The 17110-nt window shown below is 43.0% G+C and carries 15 protein-coding genes; 2 read left to right on the forward strand and 13 right to left on the reverse strand.

The genetic code is table 11. From position 1 onward, the window contains the following. Positions 1 to 326: 326 nt before the first annotated feature. The 10 genes from xylF to AC3WTL_RS17620 form a co-directional block, all read right to left on the reverse strand. Positions 327 to 1430 (reverse strand): D-xylose ABC transporter substrate-binding protein, encoded by a 1104-nt coding sequence (gene xylF, locus AC3WTL_RS17575; RefSeq protein ID WP_492369842.1) that lies wholly within the window; start codon positions 1428 to 1430, stop codon positions 327 to 329. Then, positions 1427 to 2968 carry a response regulator gene (locus AC3WTL_RS17580; RefSeq protein WP_226619660.1) on the reverse strand — a complete coding sequence of 514 codons (1542 nt, stop codon included), beginning with the start codon at positions 2966 to 2968 and terminating at the stop codon, positions 1427 to 1429. The genes xylF and AC3WTL_RS17580 overlap by 4 nt, the downstream gene beginning before the upstream one ends. Then, positions 2965 to 4404 carry a sensor histidine kinase gene (locus AC3WTL_RS17585; protein WP_492369814.1) on the reverse strand — a complete coding sequence of 480 codons (1440 nt, stop codon included), beginning with the start codon at positions 4402 to 4404 and terminating at the stop codon, positions 2965 to 2967. The genes AC3WTL_RS17580 and AC3WTL_RS17585 overlap by 4 nt, the downstream gene beginning before the upstream one ends. Continuing rightward, positions 4401 to 5378 (reverse strand): sugar ABC transporter substrate-binding protein, encoded by a 978-nt coding sequence (locus tag AC3WTL_RS17590; RefSeq protein WP_492369815.1) that lies wholly within the window; start codon positions 5376 to 5378, stop codon positions 4401 to 4403. Before AC3WTL_RS17590 ends, AC3WTL_RS17585 begins: the two co-directional genes overlap by 4 nt. A 209-nt stretch (positions 5379 to 5587) precedes the next feature. Further along, a complete protein-coding gene (locus AC3WTL_RS17595; protein ID WP_061791860.1) occupies positions 5588 to 6763 on the reverse strand; it encodes a sugar ABC transporter permease in 1176 nt (391 codons plus the stop codon). Between the two features lie 12 nt (positions 6764 to 6775). Beyond that, positions 6776 to 8296 (reverse strand): ATP-binding cassette domain-containing protein, encoded by a 1521-nt coding sequence (locus AC3WTL_RS17600; RefSeq protein WP_492369816.1) that lies wholly within the window; start codon positions 8294 to 8296, stop codon positions 6776 to 6778. Positions 8297 to 8379: 83 nt separating this feature from the next. Beyond that, complete coding sequence (locus AC3WTL_RS17605) at positions 8380 to 9486, reverse strand: sugar ABC transporter substrate-binding protein (RefSeq protein ID WP_076260014.1); 1107 nt, start codon at positions 9484 to 9486, stop codon at positions 8380 to 8382. Positions 9487 to 9712: 226 nt separating this feature from the next. Beyond that, complete coding sequence (locus AC3WTL_RS17610; protein ID WP_035326567.1) at positions 9713 to 10486, reverse strand: TerC family protein; 774 nt, start codon at positions 10484 to 10486, stop codon at positions 9713 to 9715. 134 nt (positions 10487 to 10620) lie between these two features. Further along, complete coding sequence (locus AC3WTL_RS17615; protein WP_222499952.1) at positions 10621 to 11478, reverse strand: manganese catalase family protein; 858 nt, start codon at positions 11476 to 11478, stop codon at positions 10621 to 10623. 237 nt (positions 11479 to 11715) lie between these two features. Beyond that, positions 11716 to 12918 carry an erythromycin esterase family protein gene (locus tag AC3WTL_RS17620; protein ID WP_492369817.1) on the reverse strand — a complete coding sequence of 401 codons (1203 nt, stop codon included), beginning with the start codon at positions 12916 to 12918 and terminating at the stop codon, positions 11716 to 11718. A 151-nt stretch (positions 12919 to 13069) separates the two neighbouring features. Here AC3WTL_RS17620 and AC3WTL_RS17625 point away from each other — a divergent pair, with 151 nt between their 5' ends. Both AC3WTL_RS17625 and AC3WTL_RS17630 read left to right on the forward strand, forming a co-directional pair. Continuing rightward, a complete protein-coding gene (locus AC3WTL_RS17625) occupies positions 13070 to 13393 on the forward strand; it encodes a DMT family transporter (protein ID WP_492369818.1) in 324 nt (107 codons plus the stop codon). A gap of 1 nt (position 13394) precedes the next feature. After that, the gene (locus AC3WTL_RS17630) at positions 13395 to 13742 is read left to right on the forward strand and encodes a DMT family transporter (RefSeq protein ID WP_197248679.1); all 348 of its coding nucleotides are present in this window, start codon (positions 13395 to 13397) and stop codon (positions 13740 to 13742) included. Between the two features lie 49 nt (positions 13743 to 13791). On the opposite strand, the gene AC3WTL_RS17635 is transcribed toward AC3WTL_RS17630, so the two are convergent. From AC3WTL_RS17635 to AC3WTL_RS17645, 3 genes are all read right to left on the reverse strand, one after another. Beyond that, a complete protein-coding gene (locus tag AC3WTL_RS17635; RefSeq protein ID WP_492369819.1) occupies positions 13792 to 14631 on the reverse strand; it encodes a MurR/RpiR family transcriptional regulator in 840 nt (279 codons plus the stop codon). A 159-nt stretch (positions 14632 to 14790) separates the two neighbouring features. Beyond that, entirely contained in the window at positions 14791 to 15483 is a 693-nt protein-coding gene (locus AC3WTL_RS17640; RefSeq protein WP_048009689.1) for an N-acetylmannosamine-6-phosphate 2-epimerase, read from the reverse strand. Positions 15484 to 15507: 24 nt separating this feature from the next. Continuing rightward, positions 15508 to 17040 (reverse strand): PTS transporter subunit EIIC, encoded by a 1533-nt coding sequence (locus AC3WTL_RS17645; RefSeq protein ID WP_492369820.1) that lies wholly within the window; start codon positions 17038 to 17040, stop codon positions 15508 to 15510. Positions 17041 to 17110 lie beyond the last annotated feature (70 nt).

The raw sequence follows: 17110 nt of genomic DNA on the forward strand, positions 1-17110 counted from the left end.
GCTGAATCCATCCGATCTCTATATTCTATTTCCGAAGACAGCAAAAAAGAGGAGAAATTCATCCCCTCTTTAAAAAATACCGTTAAATATAGGTTTCCTTAAATAGACAGACCAATCCCGTCGCTCTGAACATAGGCAGAGCCTTCAAACGTATTCAATTAACGATTGAAAAGCGGGCTTCTTAGTCTCATTGATGCTGTCAACAGGAAAACCTCCATTTCATTATAATTACATTTATCATACCAGCAGAGAACCGTTCACGCAATAGGGACTCAGGGACAGGTTCCAAGTCCCAGTCGGGGGCGTGGGTGTCTGTCCCCGCGTCCCTACTTATAAACTTCATCTCTGGAATGAAACCCATCTGCAATAATGGTGCTATCCATGTTGTGTTTATCAACAGCAATAGGCGAAAGAAGGACTGAAGGCACTTCAATTTTGCCATTATTAATTTTTCGGGTTGTTTCTACCTGTTCACCCTTTGCTATTCTGACCGCAAGTTCAGCAGCTTCTTTGGTCAGTGTGCCGATAGGTTTGTATACTGTCATCGTCTGCGTGCCTCTGATGATCCGCTGGGCAGCGGCAAGCTCGGCATCCTGCCCGGCTACAGGGATTTTTCCTGCCAGCCCTTGCACCGCCAATGCCTGGATGGCACCGCCTGCAGTTGCATCGTTTGCCGCGATCACTGCATCAATTTGATTTTGATTGGCTTTAAGAGCCTCTTCCATATTCACAAATGCATTCGCCGGTGTCCAATCTCTGGACCACTGATCATAAACAATCTGAATATCTCCTTTATCAATTAAAGGCTGAAGCACGTTAAAGACTCCTCGTTTGAATAAATGTGCGTTATGGTCAGTGATTGCTCCGCCAATATACACATACTTCCCTTTAGGTACCAGTTTGGTGATGGCCTTTGCCTGCAGCTCACCAACCTTTTCATTATCAAAGGATATGTATAAGTCGATATCAGCATTTTTCACAAGCCGGTCATATGAAATGACCTTAATGCCTGCCTCATGTGCTTTTTTGACGATCGAAGCGGTGGCTTCAGCATTATGGGGAACGACAACCAGCAGGTCCACCCTTTGTTTTATTAATGTTTCTGCCTGTGATATTTGAACCGCATCATTCCCATTCGCAGCCATGATCTCCACTTCCGCTCCAAGCTCTTCTATAGCCTCTTTGAACAGATCTCGATCCTTCAGCCAGCGTTCTTCCAATAAAGTATCCATTGAAAAGCCGATTTTAATGGGTTTCTTCCCATCCTCTCCTCCTTGCACTTTGCCTGCCGCAGGTATTGCTTTCCCGGGATTTTTTTCGATTGCTGTATCCATTTGGCAGGCTGACAGGAGGCAAACCAGAAACAGTGCAGCCAGAGTCAGCTTCCTTTGAATCTTATCCATCTGTCTTGCCCCTTTTCCTTCCATCAGTCTTTTTTGCCCAGAAGGGTTTTGCGGAATTCCGTCGGTGAGCGGCCGCACATCTTTTTGAAAACCTTGCTGAAATAGTTCGGTTCATGATAGCCCACCTCAAAGGTAATTTCCTTCAGACTTTTCCCGTGATCTGCCATCAGCTTCTTTGCTCTTTCAATACGGCATTCAGTCAGGAAGTCAATATAGTTAACCCCTAGCTTCTCCTTGAACATTTTACTGATATAAATCGGGCTTAACCCCACTTTCCTTCCCAATGCTTCAAGAGAAATATCTTCATGGGAATGTTCGGTTATATATTGTTTCAGCTGATGGACAGTATCCGCTTCCAGCCTGTCGTAATGCTCCATATACGATTTCCTCATCTGTCCTAACAATTCATCCGTTTCAGAGCGAAGCTGCCGGAAATCCTGCGTTTGATAGGCAAAAAATGGTGCAGGAGCTTCAACCCCAATCTCACTCATTACGCGTGAAGCAATCCAAAGCATTTGCAGCACCCGCTGCTGCGCTTGAATCACCCCTGCTCTTTCCGTTTCACAACGCTGAATCATCTCCATTACACGCAAGCTGATTTGCTGCCATTTTCCAAGCCTGACTTGATCGAAAAACTGTTTTTCCCGTTCTTTGGTCAGCTGCAGATCCTCCCCTGCACTAAGTACTGGCACGTCGGAATAAAAACGGTATTTAACAGGAAGAGTTGAATCCAAAGTGGCAATAAGAGATTCCTGATAGGATTGACGGATGGATTGCAGGGAACCGCAAGCATTCCCGATCCCGACGAACCAGCCTTCTGATGACCCTTTTTTTGCAAGAGAAAGAATTTCGCCGGCCATGGATATAGCCTGCGAACGGAATGAATGCTGCTTTTCCCGAAAAACAATGATGGGAAGCTGACGGCCATATAGTGCACCTACCCATGCACTGCCTGCTTGTCTGACCTTCTCTTTGACTGCGGTATAGAGGTGTCCCTGTCCATCGGGAAGCAGGATGCTCATGACAAACTGTTCATCTGTTGAGCGAATATCGAGCATTTCAACCAGCATATCCAGATGAACTTCATGGACATGATCGAACAGCAGCTGTGTCACGACATCTGTCTCAATGACCGGAAGAGCCCTTTGCAGCGCATCCTGCTGGAGCTTTGTCATTTCACGGAACCTCCGCTCTTCCTCAATCTGTTCAAGCACCCTCCCAATTGTTGCTTCAATTTCCGTGATCTTGCTTGGCTTCAGTAAATAATCCTTTACCCCAAGCTTTATCGCCTGGCGTGCATAATCGAATGTATCGAAAGCTGTAATCATGATAAATTTAATATGCGGAATCTCTTCACTGATTTGCTTTATAGCTTCCAGGCCATTCATTCCTGGCATTTGGATGTCCATCAGGATTAATTCAGGCATAAACTCTTTAGCCAGCTGAACGGCCATCTTTCCATTTTTCGCCTGGATGATTTCAACACCAGGAAAGGCTTTCTGCAGAATCATTTCCAGTCCTTCCCGCTCAATTTGTTCATCATCCGCGATCAGAAGTTTTGTCATGCAGCCCCCCTCCTATCTTTCGGTATTTTCATCACTACTTTTGTGCCTGCAGCACTGCTCTCAATGCTCATGACATCGTCACTGCCGTAAAAAAGGCGCAAACGCCTGACTACATTGGTAAACCCGATGCCTGTTGAATTTCCATCTTTCTGAATGAACTGCCCTTGAAGAATCTGTTTAATTTTTAATTCCTCAATTCCTGGACCATCGTCTTCCACTTCTATAATTACACAGTCATTTCCGTCCTGAATGCGAAACCAGATTTTCCCGCCATCTTCCCTGGGCTCGACTGCATAATTAACGGCATTCTCGATGATTGGCTGCAGCGTGAGACCCGGAATGTCCACATTCAGACACGTTTCATCTATAGACATTTTCAAATGCAGACGATCTGTAAATCTGGCTTTTTGAATATCCATGTACTGCTGCAGGACCATCACTTCTTCACCAAGTGTCACGGGCCTATCAAGCCTTTTTAAGTTATAGCGAAGCAGGCCGGCAACACTTACAAGCAAGTCACTTGTTTCAAGAGAACCTTCCAGATAGGCTTTCTTGGAAAGGGTATTTAATGTGTTAAATAAAAAATGAGGGTTAATTTGGCTTTGCAGGTTCAAGAGCTGACTTTCCTTCAGCAGCAACTTGCTTTCCTGCAGCTCATGCTCCAGCTGTGCCTTATGCTGGATTTCTGAAATCAGATTATTGATATTAACCCGCATCCGGTCAAAAGTCTGCGCCAGGAAAGCAATTTCATCATTCGAATCAACCTTTATCGGCAAATGAAATCTTCCCCTTGATAAATCATTGGCTGCCTTGGTCAGCTTCTGCACAGGCTTCGTGATGCTCAAGGAAAAGCCATAGGTCAAGAACATTAAAAGGCATGTGATCATCAGCATGAGCCAAATCCCCAGTTTTTTAATTTCTTCGGATTGTTCAATGATCCCCCGGTAAAACCGTTCATATGTATTCAGTTCACTATCGACCAGTGTCAGCGTCATCTCAGATATATACATGGAGATGCGCGTTGCTTCCGAAAATTCCTTGGCCGAGTCCTCTGTCTCCTTTTCTTTAAAGAAAAGAAGGGAGCGGTCCGTCGTCTCAACCAGGCTATCAATTAGATTCATATAATTTGTCAGTGCAAAATCATTTTCTGAATTTCGCAGATATGAAACTTCACTTCTCACCTTTATCATTTTTTCCTTGCTAGTGTTCAATTTGTCCAAATTCTCCGGAATGGGGGTGATAAAATAGTTATTCAAGTCTGCAATCACCTGCTGGCTTGTCCTTGTAACCTCATTCATCCGAAGGTACCGCTGAAGAATATCGTTATATTGATTCTGAGTTTTCTGATTATAATAAGTAAGTGTGATCCAAATGGCTGCCATGATCAAAAGAATTACAGTCATAAGTGTCCAGATTTTCTTATGTATTTTGTTCATTTCTTTTCCAGCGCTTTTAATATCCTGATATCGGTCAGGTAGCCATCAGATTTCAGCGGCACTTCTTCATCCCTGAGCCATTTTAAAATCAGCTCTGCACTGAGGCTTCCCATTTTCTCAGGGGATTGTTCAATGATTCCATCAAGTTTTCCCTGAGTAAGCAAAGAAATTGAATCCGGACCATCGTCAAAAGAATAGATATAATAAGGTTCAACCAGTGATCGCCTGCCAATTTCATGAATCATCGCTCCGGCTATATTGGCCTTAATAGCTACAAAACTATCAGTATCCGGGTTTTGATTCAGCATGTTCTGAGTGGCAGCAATAATTTCCTCCCTAACATCAGTCGTTTCCGCATAGACTGTCTGGATATTTGGATAATCCTTCAGTACTTCATGGATCCCATCGAGGCGCTGCTGCTGATAATACTCTTTATGCTTGTCGCCCATAAGGATGACTTTTCCCTCATGGCCCATATCGTCAAGAAGCTGTTCTGCAATTAACTGCCCGGCCAGATATTGATCAGAGCCGACGTACGTTTTTCTCAAACTTTCAGATTTGGGCACGTCATTGGCCACTGTAATAATCGGAATTCCATAAAAAGCTGCTTTTATCTTTGCTAAATCTTTGAATTCCTGAGTGTCCAGACCCTGAACAATGATGCCGTCCACTTTTGATTGAATGGCTATCTCCAGCTTTTTTAAAAATTCCTCTTGATTCTTTCCATAGCTTCCCCAGACTTCCAGACTTGCCCCATCCTTCCGTGCTTGTTCCTGTGCAGCAATACCTGCCTTATCCCAAAAAGGGGTCTCTAATTCCTGCGTTATCAGAACCAGCCGGTATTTCACTTCCTGTCCATCTGATGCTGCCGGAAGATCCCGTTCGGATGTAAACGCTTTCTTATAAAGCGTGAATGTGAAATAACCAAGGACGATACATGTTAGACAAAATATTAAAATACCCGTTTTACGCAAGGCTGTATCTCCGTTTCTAAGTATGAATAGTTAAATAATTTTAATTCTATCACCTTTTTAAGGCTGATAGAAGAGTTAGAAAGTGAGAGGATTGTTTGGTGTTAACAAGAGGATAATCAGCGCTTTATGGAATGCTGCCCATCTGCATCATAAAGGCACCCTTGCCGGATGCCCCATTTTCAAAACTATGAATGCAGGAAACTGGTAATCTAGCCTCTCTTCTTCCGAGTCATGACATCAAAGATCACAGCACCCGCCAATACGCCTCCACGGATCATATACTGGAGGGAAACCCCTACTCCGAGCAGATTCATACCGCTGGATAAAGAAGCCATGACCACAGCACCAATAATAGCACCGGTGATTTTGCCCACGCCCCCTGCTGATGAAACTCCGCCAACATAAGCAGCTGCAATGGCATCAAGTTCAAATAATGTCCCGGCAGTAGTAGTCGCTGACTGAAGCCGGGAGGTAAATAATATACCTGAAAGGGCTGCCAGCATCCCCATTGAACCGAAGACTATATACGTAATTTTATTTACATTGATTCCGCTCAGATGTGCCGCTTCCGGATTGCTTCCTACTGCATATATATGTCTTCCGAGCACGGTTTTCGTTGTCAGGAAATGATAGACGACAACCACTAAAAGCATGATGACAACTGTCCAGGAAAATCCGTTGTAGCCTGCGAGGATCCATGTAATATAGGAAATGATAGCTGAAACGAAAACTAATTTGACAATAAAAATCCCTTTAGACACTACCTCGAATTGATAGTTGATCTTTTTCGTCCGGGTGGAAATTTCACTGTATATATACAGTAATATCGCCAGTAATCCCAGAATCAGTGTAAGCAGATGCAGTCCATTCACTTGCATAACGGAAGGAATAAATCCGTTCCCGATTGCGTTAAATCCGTCATCCTTGATGATAATGGTCCCTGTTTTCTCTGTTACCTGAAGAAGGGCTCCTCTGAAGATCAGCATTCCTGCAAGTGTAGCAACAAAGGATGGGATACCAAATTTTGCAACTAGAAGACCGTTGAACAGTCCGACAAAAATACCCAGCGCCAGAATAACCGGAATAGTGATATAAAAAGGCACTCCCATTCCCGTCAGGAGAATTGCAGCAATGGCTCCCAAAAAGCCGGCAACAAATCCGACTGAGAGGTCAATATGGCGAATCACGATAACCAGCGTCATCCCTACTGCCAGAACAGCGATGTACCCCGTTGAATCAAGCATGTTGCTTATATTTCGTGAAGACATAAACAGCCCGTCAGTCATAATGGTGAAGGTGAGCATAATAACGAATAAGGCAATGTACATGCCGTAGTCACGGATATTATCTTTAAATAGCGTCTTCGCTTCGTTAATAAATTCCATTAGATTAACCTCCTATTGCGTAGCAAGCTGCATAATACTTTCCTGATTGGCTTCTTCAATCGACAGCTCACCTTTCATTTGGCCTTCCGCCATGACATAGACACGATCGCTCATCCCAAGAACTTCACCCAGTTCCGAAGAAATCATAATGATGCTCATGCCTTCCTCAATCAATTGGTTCATAATCGTATAAATCTCGAACTTAGCTCCCACATCAATGCCACGCGTCGGCTCGTCCAGAATCAGCAATTTCGGCCCGACAAATAGCCATTTGCCCAGGGATACTTTCTGCTGGTTTCCTCCGCTTAAGTTGCCGACAACCTGTTCAAGAGATGAAGCTTTGATATACATGGACTTTTTATATTCCGCTGTTTCCTTCACTTCTTCGTTATCGTTAATCACTCCATTTACTGCAACCCGTTTGAGATTTGCTGCAGAAATGTTGTTTTTAATGTCCTGTATTAAAAACAGGCCGTCCCCTTTTCGGTCTTCCGTCACATACGCAATCCCTGACCTGATGGCGTCACTCGGATGCTTCAGCGTCTTTGGAACGCCATCCACCAGGAGCTCGCCTTGCAATTTATAAGATTTTGGATTTCCGAAAATACTCAGGGCAAGTTCTGTCCTGCCTGACCCCATCAAGCCAGCAATCCCGACAATTTCTCCTTTTTTAACCTGAAAATTAACATCTTTTACAACCTGCCTGCCCAAATGCACAGCATACGCAGACCAGCTGCGAAGCTCTAGAACAGGATCACCAAACGTCTTGTTCGGCCTCTTCGGATAAATATCTTCAATCTCCCTGCCAACCATGTTTTTGATAATGACATTTTCAGAGATTTCACCTTTTGCTGCGTCCAGGGTACAAATTGTTTGGCCATCACGAAGCACCGTAGCCTTATCTGCAATAGAAATGACTTCCTTCAGCTTATGGGAGATCATAATGCAGGTAATTCCCTGCTTTTTCAGCTCACCTAACAAATCCAGCAGATTTTCGCTGTCATCTTCATTCAATGCTGCAGTCGGTTCATCCAGGATAAGCAGTTTCACATCCTTGCTTAAAGCTTTGGCTATTTCGACCAACTGCTGTTTTCCAACGCTCAGGTCTTTAACGAGTGTCTCAGGGTTCACATCGAGCTTAACCTTATCCAGCATTTTTTTAGCTTCAGCAATGGTCCGGTTCCAATCGACGATTCCCACTTGCTTGATTTCATTGCCCGCAAAAATATTTTCGTAGACTGTGAGATCAGGAAACAAGGCAAGCTCCTGGTAGATAATGACGATTCCTGCCTTTACACTGTCACTAATCTTGTTGAATTGCTGCACACTGCCCTCAAATACAATATCACCCTCATATGTGCCATAAGGATATACGCCGCTGAGCACCTTCATCAGAGTGGATTTGCCCGCTCCATTTTCACCGATTAAGCAGTGTATCTCACCTTTCTCCACCTTGAAATTGACATTGCTGAGCGCTTTAACACCTGTAAACTCTTTGGAGATTCCGTGCATTTCCAAAATATTTTCGCTCATTATGACTCCCCCTTAGCCAAACAGCTATTCAGAAGGAGAAATAGTGATAGACTCATCTATCACTACTTCTCGACCTTTATTGATTAAAGCCCTGTAAATTCATCTGCTTTATAGTATTCAGAATCGATCAATTCATTTTTTACGTTATCTTTGTCGACAACGATTACATCTGTTTGCTTTGCTTTAACTTCAATCTTGCCGTTATCGTAAGATCCAGTTGTCTCAGGGTCTTTGTCTTCAAGAATATCAATCGCCATGCCCATTGCATCTTTTACGAGAGTACGAACATCCTTGAATACTGTCATGGATTGCTTTTCATCAATAACGTATTGAATGGAAGCTTTCTCTGCATCCTGACCTGTCACAAGATAGCTAGATACTGCGCTGTCAGTTCCAAATACATCTGCAATGGAACGGGCAGTTCCGTCATTCGGAGCAAGAATAGCCACATCGCCCTTCAGATCGTCAGAAGCTGCTGTCAAATGGGTTTGCGCTTTGTTCTTTGCTTCGTTAGGATCCCAGTTCGTTGTTACCTGACCAATAATTTTGCTTAGCTGGTCACGGGACAGATCAGCTGTATCTTTCAAAGCTTCGGCTTCGCTTGAGTTAGCAATCTTGAATGTGCCATCTGAAATTTTAGGCTGAAGCACGCTCCATGCTCCCTGGAAGAATAAGAAGGCATTATTATCAGAAGCAGCGCCGGCATATAGGTACAGAGGCACGTCCTTGCCCTTTGCGTTGTCAACTAAATATTGTGCCTGTGCAGCTCCTACTGCAAGGCTGTCAAATGTTACATAATAATCGATTGCATCTGTGTTAGTAATTAAACGATCATAGGAAATGACTTTTACGCCATCCTTCTTTGCGGCTTCAACCGCCGCTGCTGCTGCATCACCATCTTGAGGACAGATGATCAGTACATCAATCCCTTTGTTCAGCAAAGTCTCTACATTTTCTTTTTCCTTAGCCGAAGATCCCTGGCTAAATAAAATTTCAGTTGTGTATTCCGTTCCTTTTAACGCATCTTTAAATCTTTGCTCATCCTGAACCCACCTAGGCTCATCTTTCGTTGGCAAAACAATCCCGACACTTACTTCACTGCTTCCGCCGCCGGTTCCCTGGCTGCACCCTGCTGCAATAAATGCAAATATCAACAGCATAAGAGAAACGACTTTCCACTTTCTTTTCATTCTTTTTCCCCCTTTATAATGGATAAGAATTACCTGTCTACAGGAAAAATTATAACTTTATTCCCAGTTCATGAAAGCGTTATCACTAGCACTCTTTTAATATCACCTGTAATTTTTTATACTTTAATCGAATGTTGCAGCAGTTTTATTTTCCCAATCAAAAAAGACAGCCCTCAAAAGCTGTCCATAAGAAAATGCGTTAATCCTAAGATCAACGCATTTCTCTTTATAAAGCTTCACCCTCCGTTTGTTTCTTACCCGGAGCAAACCACCCAAGCAGCGCAATGGCCACTAATACGCCATAGAAGACGATAGTCCAGCCTGTACTATGAGGAAAATGATGATCAAGGACACCAATATCCTCATGGGCAAGTGTGATAACAGCAAGCTTGACACCAACCCAGGCGACAATCGCATAGGCCGTTGTTTCCAATGCAGGCCGTTTGGCAAGCAGCTTCACAAACCAGGTAGCCGCGAATTTGATCAGGATCAGTCCGGCAATCCCGCCTAAAACGACGACAATAAACTGGCCTCCATCCATGCCGCCGAAATCATCAAGCGGTGAATCCGGCAGTCCAAGTGCCAGTGCAACAGCCGCAAGAATCGAATCGATGGCAAAGGCAAGATCCGCTAATGCAATCTTTCCTACAGTAGGCCAAAATCCTTTCCCGGCTGCGTCTTTCTTCACATCCTCGCGAATATTTTTATTTTCTTTACCGAACTTGGCCTTAATCACATGTTTTAAACCAAGGTACAATAGATAGGCCGCTCCAATGGCCTGTATCTGCCAGACGTTTGCAATAAAAGATATGGCAAACAGCGCACCAAATCGGAAAACAAATGCCATAATGATTCCATAATTGATTGCCCTTTTCTTCTCATCTTCCGGTAAATGCTTGGCAATGACTGCCAGAACAAGGGCATTGTCCGCTGACAGCAATCCTTCCAGTCCAATTAATATCAATAATGCCCAGGCATACTCGAGCCAAATAGACTCCATCCGCGACACTCCTTTCAGGAACAAACAAGTTCTTCATTGATTCGATAACTATAGATTCCCCAAAAATGCTAAAGGAAACCTTAAAATATATATAGAAAAATGGCGTCCTATATTCAGGACGCCATTCGAAAAAACTAATTGTTCAAATCAAAAAGCCCAGGTGCATGTTCATTCGGCATGTCAGGCATTTCTGGGACAGGATAGCCTTTTGGCGGTTCTACAACGGCAAGGTCTCCGCCATTTCTGCTAGGAGTGGTTCCTTGAAAAATTTCACCAATCCGGGTATCATCAAGCCTGAAATTAAACTGGGCATTATGGAAGCCCATTTCAACGTACTTACGGCATTCAGGGTATTTATTTAAATCATAATTAGGAATCGGGAATAGTTTGCCCCAATCAACACCCAGCGTTTCCAGTGCTTTGGCGAAGGCATTTTGATGGGCATTATCCCGCACTATTAGGAAGGCAATCGTTTCCCTCAGTGTCTTATTGCTGCTCATTTCGTAAATCCTTGATTTTTGAAGAACTCCGGTGGATTCAAGAACCACATTATTCAGGAGGTTCGCCACCAGGTTGCCATGGTCATATACCCAGGAGCCATTCCACGGGTTCCCGCCAGCATCGACTGGAAGTGACGCCTTTGCCCCAATAATGAAATGATGCGGATTCGCTCCTCCTTGGATGACATCATCCAAAGGGGCCCCATCTGCTGCCTGGTTGCCCGGCATATCCCCTCCAGCTTCATTCAGAAGCTGATTAATCGTGGATTGGACAAGCTCCACATGGCTCAGCTCTTCCAAAAATATGCCTCTTATCAGATCTCGGTATTGCTTCGCCTTGCCTCTGAAATTCGCACTCTGGAATGAAAACTGCATCAATGTCCGCATTTCACCAAACTGTCCGCCTAATGCCTCCTGCAGCACTCTCGCCGCATGAGGATCCGGCTTATCAGGTACAATCATATTGATTAAATCTTCTTTATAAAAGTACATGGATCATCAATCTCCTTTTACTAAGCATTCTTAATTAGAATGCCTGACGGGCGTCCCATTATTCATCACAGATTGATGTCCCAGCACTCATTTTTTGGAGAAGCAGGACCTTGCATTAATTAAAAAATAAAGTAACAGTAAACCAGCCCGCAATCGTTGAGTAATTCCATTTAATATGTATTCACTTATCTGATTCTCAGTCATGATCACTTACTCTTACCTGCTCTCATCTCTTCATCATTCTAAATAAACGGGCGGCTGCACCACTCTGCAAAAAAAGATGCCGTCATAATGCTTTTGAGGATAAATGGAAATCGGCAGCTGTCCCACCATTCCTGTTTCAAGGAGCTGCCATCTCCGCTTCATCCAACTGCGCTCCGGCAGCCCCTTGTCACATAGCGGCACAAAGCTGTCATGCCGGCAAGCGTCCATAAGCAAACTTTCCAGGTGCTTATTTTTGTAGGCATTAATGGAAAAGTGAACCCTTATCAGGGAAGCAAACTCACCCTCTCCTGCATAAAACCCTATCGAATATACTTGATCACTATATCTGCTGCTGGACAGGAGCTGTCCGACAGTCGTAATTCCCAAAAGGCTTGAGGTCAGTGTTTTGCTTTTTCTAATATGAAAATTATGAGCCCAGACAATGACCTTTTCACCCTTGAAATGCTCTTCTAATAACCACTGCAGATTTTTGTACATATTCGTTCCCCGCATGACACCAGATGCCATCCAGCTTTTTGTATTGATTTCCAGCCACTTCAGACGGTTTTTCAGCCCCTGTCCAATAACCTTCAGGATTTCTTCTCTTTCCAGATCAGCATCAATTACTCTGCTTGCAAAAAGCTCCAGGCATGATTGATATAAACCCATGCACATTCGTATCTTTTCTTTGACCATTTTTGGTATTTTGGCTTGTCCTCTAATCTCCTCATCGATTTCAAAGAATAGGGTTTCTGCCCGATTGATTGAAGAAACCATTTCTTCGTCAGTGTGGAGTTTGAGCCAGTCCAGCATCCTATGGGATACCTGCTGATATGCAGGCTGAATATCCATTCCTGAAATATGAAGGCTATCCGCCCAGGACTCCTGATATAAAGGAAGCATCTCTTCGTTATGAAAAATATCAAGAAGACTGTGCTGAATTTGTTCTTTAGCAGGAAGATCTTTCAGCAGACTTCTGCTTAATACCGCTTCAAGCAGACCACTCTCCAATACAACAGCCTTAAATCCATGGACCTTATGCAAATACTTAATCATATTCACTTTGGTTTTATAAAAATCTCCGATTCCATGGCTGCTCTCTCCCAGCAGCACAATCCTTTTCCCCTCAACATATCGATCCATACAGGAGAAATCAAATGGATCTGTTATTTCACAGCTCTTGCGGGCTATTTGATCTATCCAAAGTGATTTTGTTTTTCGAGTTATGAAGTTCATTAACAAGCCTCCAACTTAGGTCCCAATATGACTATACCTATTCATACGATTTGGAAATAAATTGGTTTCGCCTATTCATATACTTGGCAAAAGGAGCCTTCGAAAAGGTAAAATAAATTGAAACCATTCGCAGAAGAAACGGGGAGACTATATGAATGCCTATTTTCTTTTAGCATTAGCCATTGTAAGTGAAGTGGCTGGCAGCTCCTTGCTTAAAGCATCAGACGGATTTAAAAAGCTCCTGCCATCCATTGGTGTAATCATTGGATACAGTGTCGCTTTTTACGCGCTATCTTTATCGTTAATAACGCTGCCTCTAGGCGTTGCCTATGCGATCTGGGCCGGTATCGGGACTGTGCTGACAGCCTTAGTCGGGATCTTTATCTACAAAGAGAATGTAAATGGCAAAAAGCTTTTGGGATTGGCTTTGATAGTCGGCGGCGTCATCTTATTGAATAGCGGTGGAGGCCATTAGTATGAGAGGTTATGTATTCTTAACAATTTCAATCGCTGGAGAGATTTTTGCCACTACCATGCTCAAACTGTCGGATGGATTAACTATGCTCCTGCCATCTGCAGGAGTCGTATTTGGCTATGCACTTTCATTTTATTGCTTATCATTATGTCTTAAAACCCTTCCATTAAGCCTGGCTTATGCCATTTGGTCTGGTGCAGGAACCGCGTTGACTGCTTTTATAGGCGCCATTTTATGGGGAGAAGCATTCAGCACCATGAAGACCCTGGGAATCATACTGATTATCGGCGGAATATTCGCATTGAATTCTTCCAGCAGTGAAGAAACGGTAAAAGAGCCTTTACATTAAGGGCTCTTCTTTGTTCCATGTCTTATCTTCATTTATGCCATTCCCCTCATTAAATATCCTTCAAGGCCCTCAATGTCTTATCCCGAATCTGAACACGATTGACATAATCTTTTGCCACAAGTTCTGTATACAGCAGGTCAAAGAGCAGGAAGAGCGGCAGCGTTGGAGAAATATTCTGGCCCATATGCATACTGCTTTTACTCATTACCAGAAGGGATAGATCTGCCAGCCGGGAGAGTTCGGATGTTTTCTCACTTGTGATGGCAAGGACTGACGCACCTTGCTTTTTAGCAATTTTAACAGCGTCGATTATTTCTTTTGTGTTCCCTGAAACAGAAATGCCAATGACAAGGCTTCTGTCTGAGCTTAATGCTGCATCCATGACAGCTTGATGAGGATCTGTAATCGACTCAACCTGGATTCCGATCCGGAAAAACTTCCATTTAAACTCCTGTGCTGCAATCCCTGAGTTGCCGATGCCATATACATGCACTTTCTCCGCTTCCGTTAAAAGAGAAACAGCTTGCTGAATATCAAAATAAAACATTTTTCGAAAAGTCGTTTCGATGATCTCCAAATGGTTTTGATAGAGATTGGAAAAATAATCAATCTCCTTAATATCACTGGACACAGTCGGTTTATTCGTTAAATCGATATATCTTTTTAATTCATGCTTAAATTCATTAAAACCTGTAAAAGAGATTTTCTGACAAAAACGGGTGATTGTAGCTGGGGAAATATGAATTTTTTTAGCGATTTGATTAATAGACATTTGGCTGATTTCATCCGGATTTTCAATTATATACTTTGCTAATTCCGACTCTGATGTTGTGAATTTTTCCATCGTGCAGGCAATGCCATGCAGAAGATTCTCACCGAGATATTCCATATTCTATCTCCTTTTTAAATAATCGATAGGCTCATTATACAAGATGTTAACCTTATTTTTATTCAAAGGGCAGAAAACTATGAAATATCTATAACTTTTCAGTAAAGCAAAAAGCTGAAAACCACACAGTCAGAAGACTGAGTTATTTTCAGCTGGTCTCTATTTTTTAATAGCATCTACAAATCTTTTCGTGATGATCTGAGGTCTGGTTATCGCACCGCCAACCACAACCGAGTGAACATGAAAGTCCAGTACTGAACGGGCAATTTCCGGAGTTGAAACATTTCCTTCAGCTATAACCTTAGCATGCTTCACTTCTTTGACGATTTGTTTAATAACGGTGTAGTCATGATCATCGATTTTCAAACCGTTTGTCTCTTCTGTATATCCGTATAATGTCGGTGCGACAATATCGAATCCGAGCTCATCGGCAAATATGGCTTCTTCTACTGTAGAGACATCGCCCATCAGCAGTATATCTGGATACTTTGACCTTACATCCTGATAAAACGATTTCAGGTCCTTTCCATCCGGCCGAATACGGTTGGTTGCATCTGTTGCAATAATTTCGGCACCTGTCTCAGCTAAGGCATCGATCTCTTTCATCGTAGGTGTAATAAAGACAGGATGGTCTTTGTATACCTGTTTAATAATGCCAATTACAGGAAGATCCACTTGTTTTTTTATTTCCTTAATATCAGGGACAGAGTTGGCACGAATGCCAGCTGCTCCTCCCTCTTTTGCAGCCAATGCCATACGTCCCATAATGAACGAGCTATGAAGAGGTTCTCCTTCTAAAGCCTGGCAGGAAACAATTAGCCCGTTTTTGATCTGTTTCAGCACTTGATGCATTTACAAACACGTCCTTATTATTTATTACTGACCTAGATACTCTTCTATTTCGTTTTTAACAATGGTGACTTGTGGTCCATAAATAATTTGAACACCCGTTCCTTTTTTCACAATTCCTTTTGATCCAGTCTGTTTAATGATATCCTCTTTTACCATGGAATCATCTTTAACAGTTACCCGGAGACGAGTCGCACAGCAATCAACAATATCAATATTATTTGTTCCGCCCAATCCTTCTACAATTGTTTTGGCACGGTCTGTAGCTGAAACTTGCTCTGCCGCCTGTTCTTCGTCTTCGCGTCCAAGAACTTTGAAGTTCTTTTTTCTGATTAAGAATTTAAAGGTAAAGTAGTATAGGAAGAACCACGGAATCCCTACCATCAATACATATGGCCAATTTGTTTTATCGGCACCTTGTAGAATTCCAAATAAAATGAAATCAATAAATCCGCCTGAGAATGTTTGACCGACAGTAATATTGAAAATATCAGCCATCATAAAAGCAAAACCATCAAAAATAGCATGCACTAAATAAAGAAGAGGCGCCACGAATAAGAAGCTGAATTCCAGCGGTTCTGTGATACCAGTCAGGAATGATGTTAACGCTGCTGATAGCAAAATCCCTGCTACCACTTTTCTGTTTTTCTTTTTAGAGCAATGATAAATGGCCAATGCAGCGCCTGGCAGACCAAACATCATTGTAATAAAACGGCCTGACATAAATCTGGATACCCCATCGTAATATTGTTCAGTCGATGGGTCACCCAATTGCGCAAAAAAGATATTTTGTGTACCGCTGACTAATTTTCCGCCAATCTCCAGTGTTCCGCCAAGAGCGGTTTGCCAGAAAGGAAGGTAGAAAATATGGTGCAGGCCAAGCGGTCCAAGCATACGCAAAATAAATCCATAGAAAAGGGTTCCAATTTCCCCGGTGCCTGTAACCACTGATCCCAGCCCATTGATTAATGCCTGGAAATAAGGCCATATCAAAAATAGAATCGCTCCTACAAAAATTGAAGCAAATGAAACGACTATAGGAATAAAGCGAGATCCCCCAAAAAATCCTAACACTTGAGGCAGCTGAATTTTATTGTATTTGTTATGAAGGGCAGCTGCTGCAATCCCGACGATAATCCCGCCAAATACACCCGTTTCCAAAGTCTGAATCCCTACTGCCATCCCTTGACCGGCTCCTGCCAGATTATCCTTCGCCAGGTCTCCGGTTAAAGATAGCAGTGCACTGATTGTACTATTCATAACAAAATATCCAATCATGGCTGCTAATCCAGCCGTTGCTTTATCTGAACGGGCTAAACCGATCGCTACCCCTACCGCAAATATGATCGGCAAGTTGGCAAATACGATTGAACCTGCGGCACTCATTATTGTAAAAATGGCCTGTAGCCAACTGATATCTAAAAAAGGATATGCTGAAACCGTATTCGGGTTGGACAGCGCTCCGCCTATTCCTAATAACAAGCCTGCTGCCGGTAAAACCGCAATAGGCAGCATGAATGATTTACCAAATTGCTGTGCTTTTTCAAAAGCTTTATTCATTGATGTTGACCCCCTTTATCTTGATGAGAAATCTTGTTGTTTTTTCCCTCCTGTCCGTATCATATATTCG

Source organism: Cytobacillus sp. EB106-05-05-XG126, assembly GCF_058791715.1.

Bases quoted from the DNA above. Each gene is read 5' to 3' on its own strand.
- AC3WTL_RS17615 (WP_222499952.1), bottom strand. From the start codon at position 11,478: ATGTACTTTTATAAAGAAGATTTAATCAATATGATTGTACCTGATAAG.
- AC3WTL_RS17610 (WP_035326567.1), bottom strand. From the start codon at position 10,486: ATGGAGTCTATTTGGCTCGAGTATGCCTGGGCATTATTGATATTAATT.
- AC3WTL_RS17620 (WP_492369817.1), bottom strand. From the start codon at position 12,918: ATGAACTTCATAACTCGAAAAACAAAATCACTTTGGATAGATCAAATA.
- AC3WTL_RS17580 (WP_226619660.1), bottom strand. From the start codon at position 2,968: ATGACAAAACTTCTGATCGCGGATGATGAACAAATTGAGCGGGAAGGA.
- AC3WTL_RS17645 (WP_492369820.1), bottom strand. From the start codon at position 17,040: ATGAATAAAGCTTTTGAAAAAGCACAGCAATTTGGTAAATCATTCATG.
- AC3WTL_RS17640 (WP_048009689.1), bottom strand. From the start codon at position 15,483: ATGCATCAAGTGCTGAAACAGATCAAAAACGGGCTAATTGTTTCCTGC.
- AC3WTL_RS17585 (WP_492369814.1), bottom strand. From the start codon at position 4,404: ATGAACAAAATACATAAGAAAATCTGGACACTTATGACTGTAATTCTT.
- AC3WTL_RS17625 (WP_492369818.1), top strand. From the start codon at position 13,070: ATGAATGCCTATTTTCTTTTAGCATTAGCCATTGTAAGTGAAGTGGCT.
- AC3WTL_RS17630 (WP_197248679.1), top strand. From the start codon at position 13,395: ATGAGAGGTTATGTATTCTTAACAATTTCAATCGCTGGAGAGATTTTT.
- AC3WTL_RS17595 (WP_061791860.1), bottom strand. From the start codon at position 6,763: ATGGAATTTATTAACGAAGCGAAGACGCTATTTAAAGATAATATCCGT.
- AC3WTL_RS17605 (WP_076260014.1), bottom strand. From the start codon at position 9,486: ATGAAAAGAAAGTGGAAAGTCGTTTCTCTTATGCTGTTGATATTTGCA.
- AC3WTL_RS17635 (WP_492369819.1), bottom strand. From the start codon at position 14,631: ATGGAATATCTCGGTGAGAATCTTCTGCATGGCATTGCCTGCACGATG.
- AC3WTL_RS17600 (WP_492369816.1), bottom strand. From the start codon at position 8,296: ATGAGCGAAAATATTTTGGAAATGCACGGAATCTCCAAAGAGTTTACA.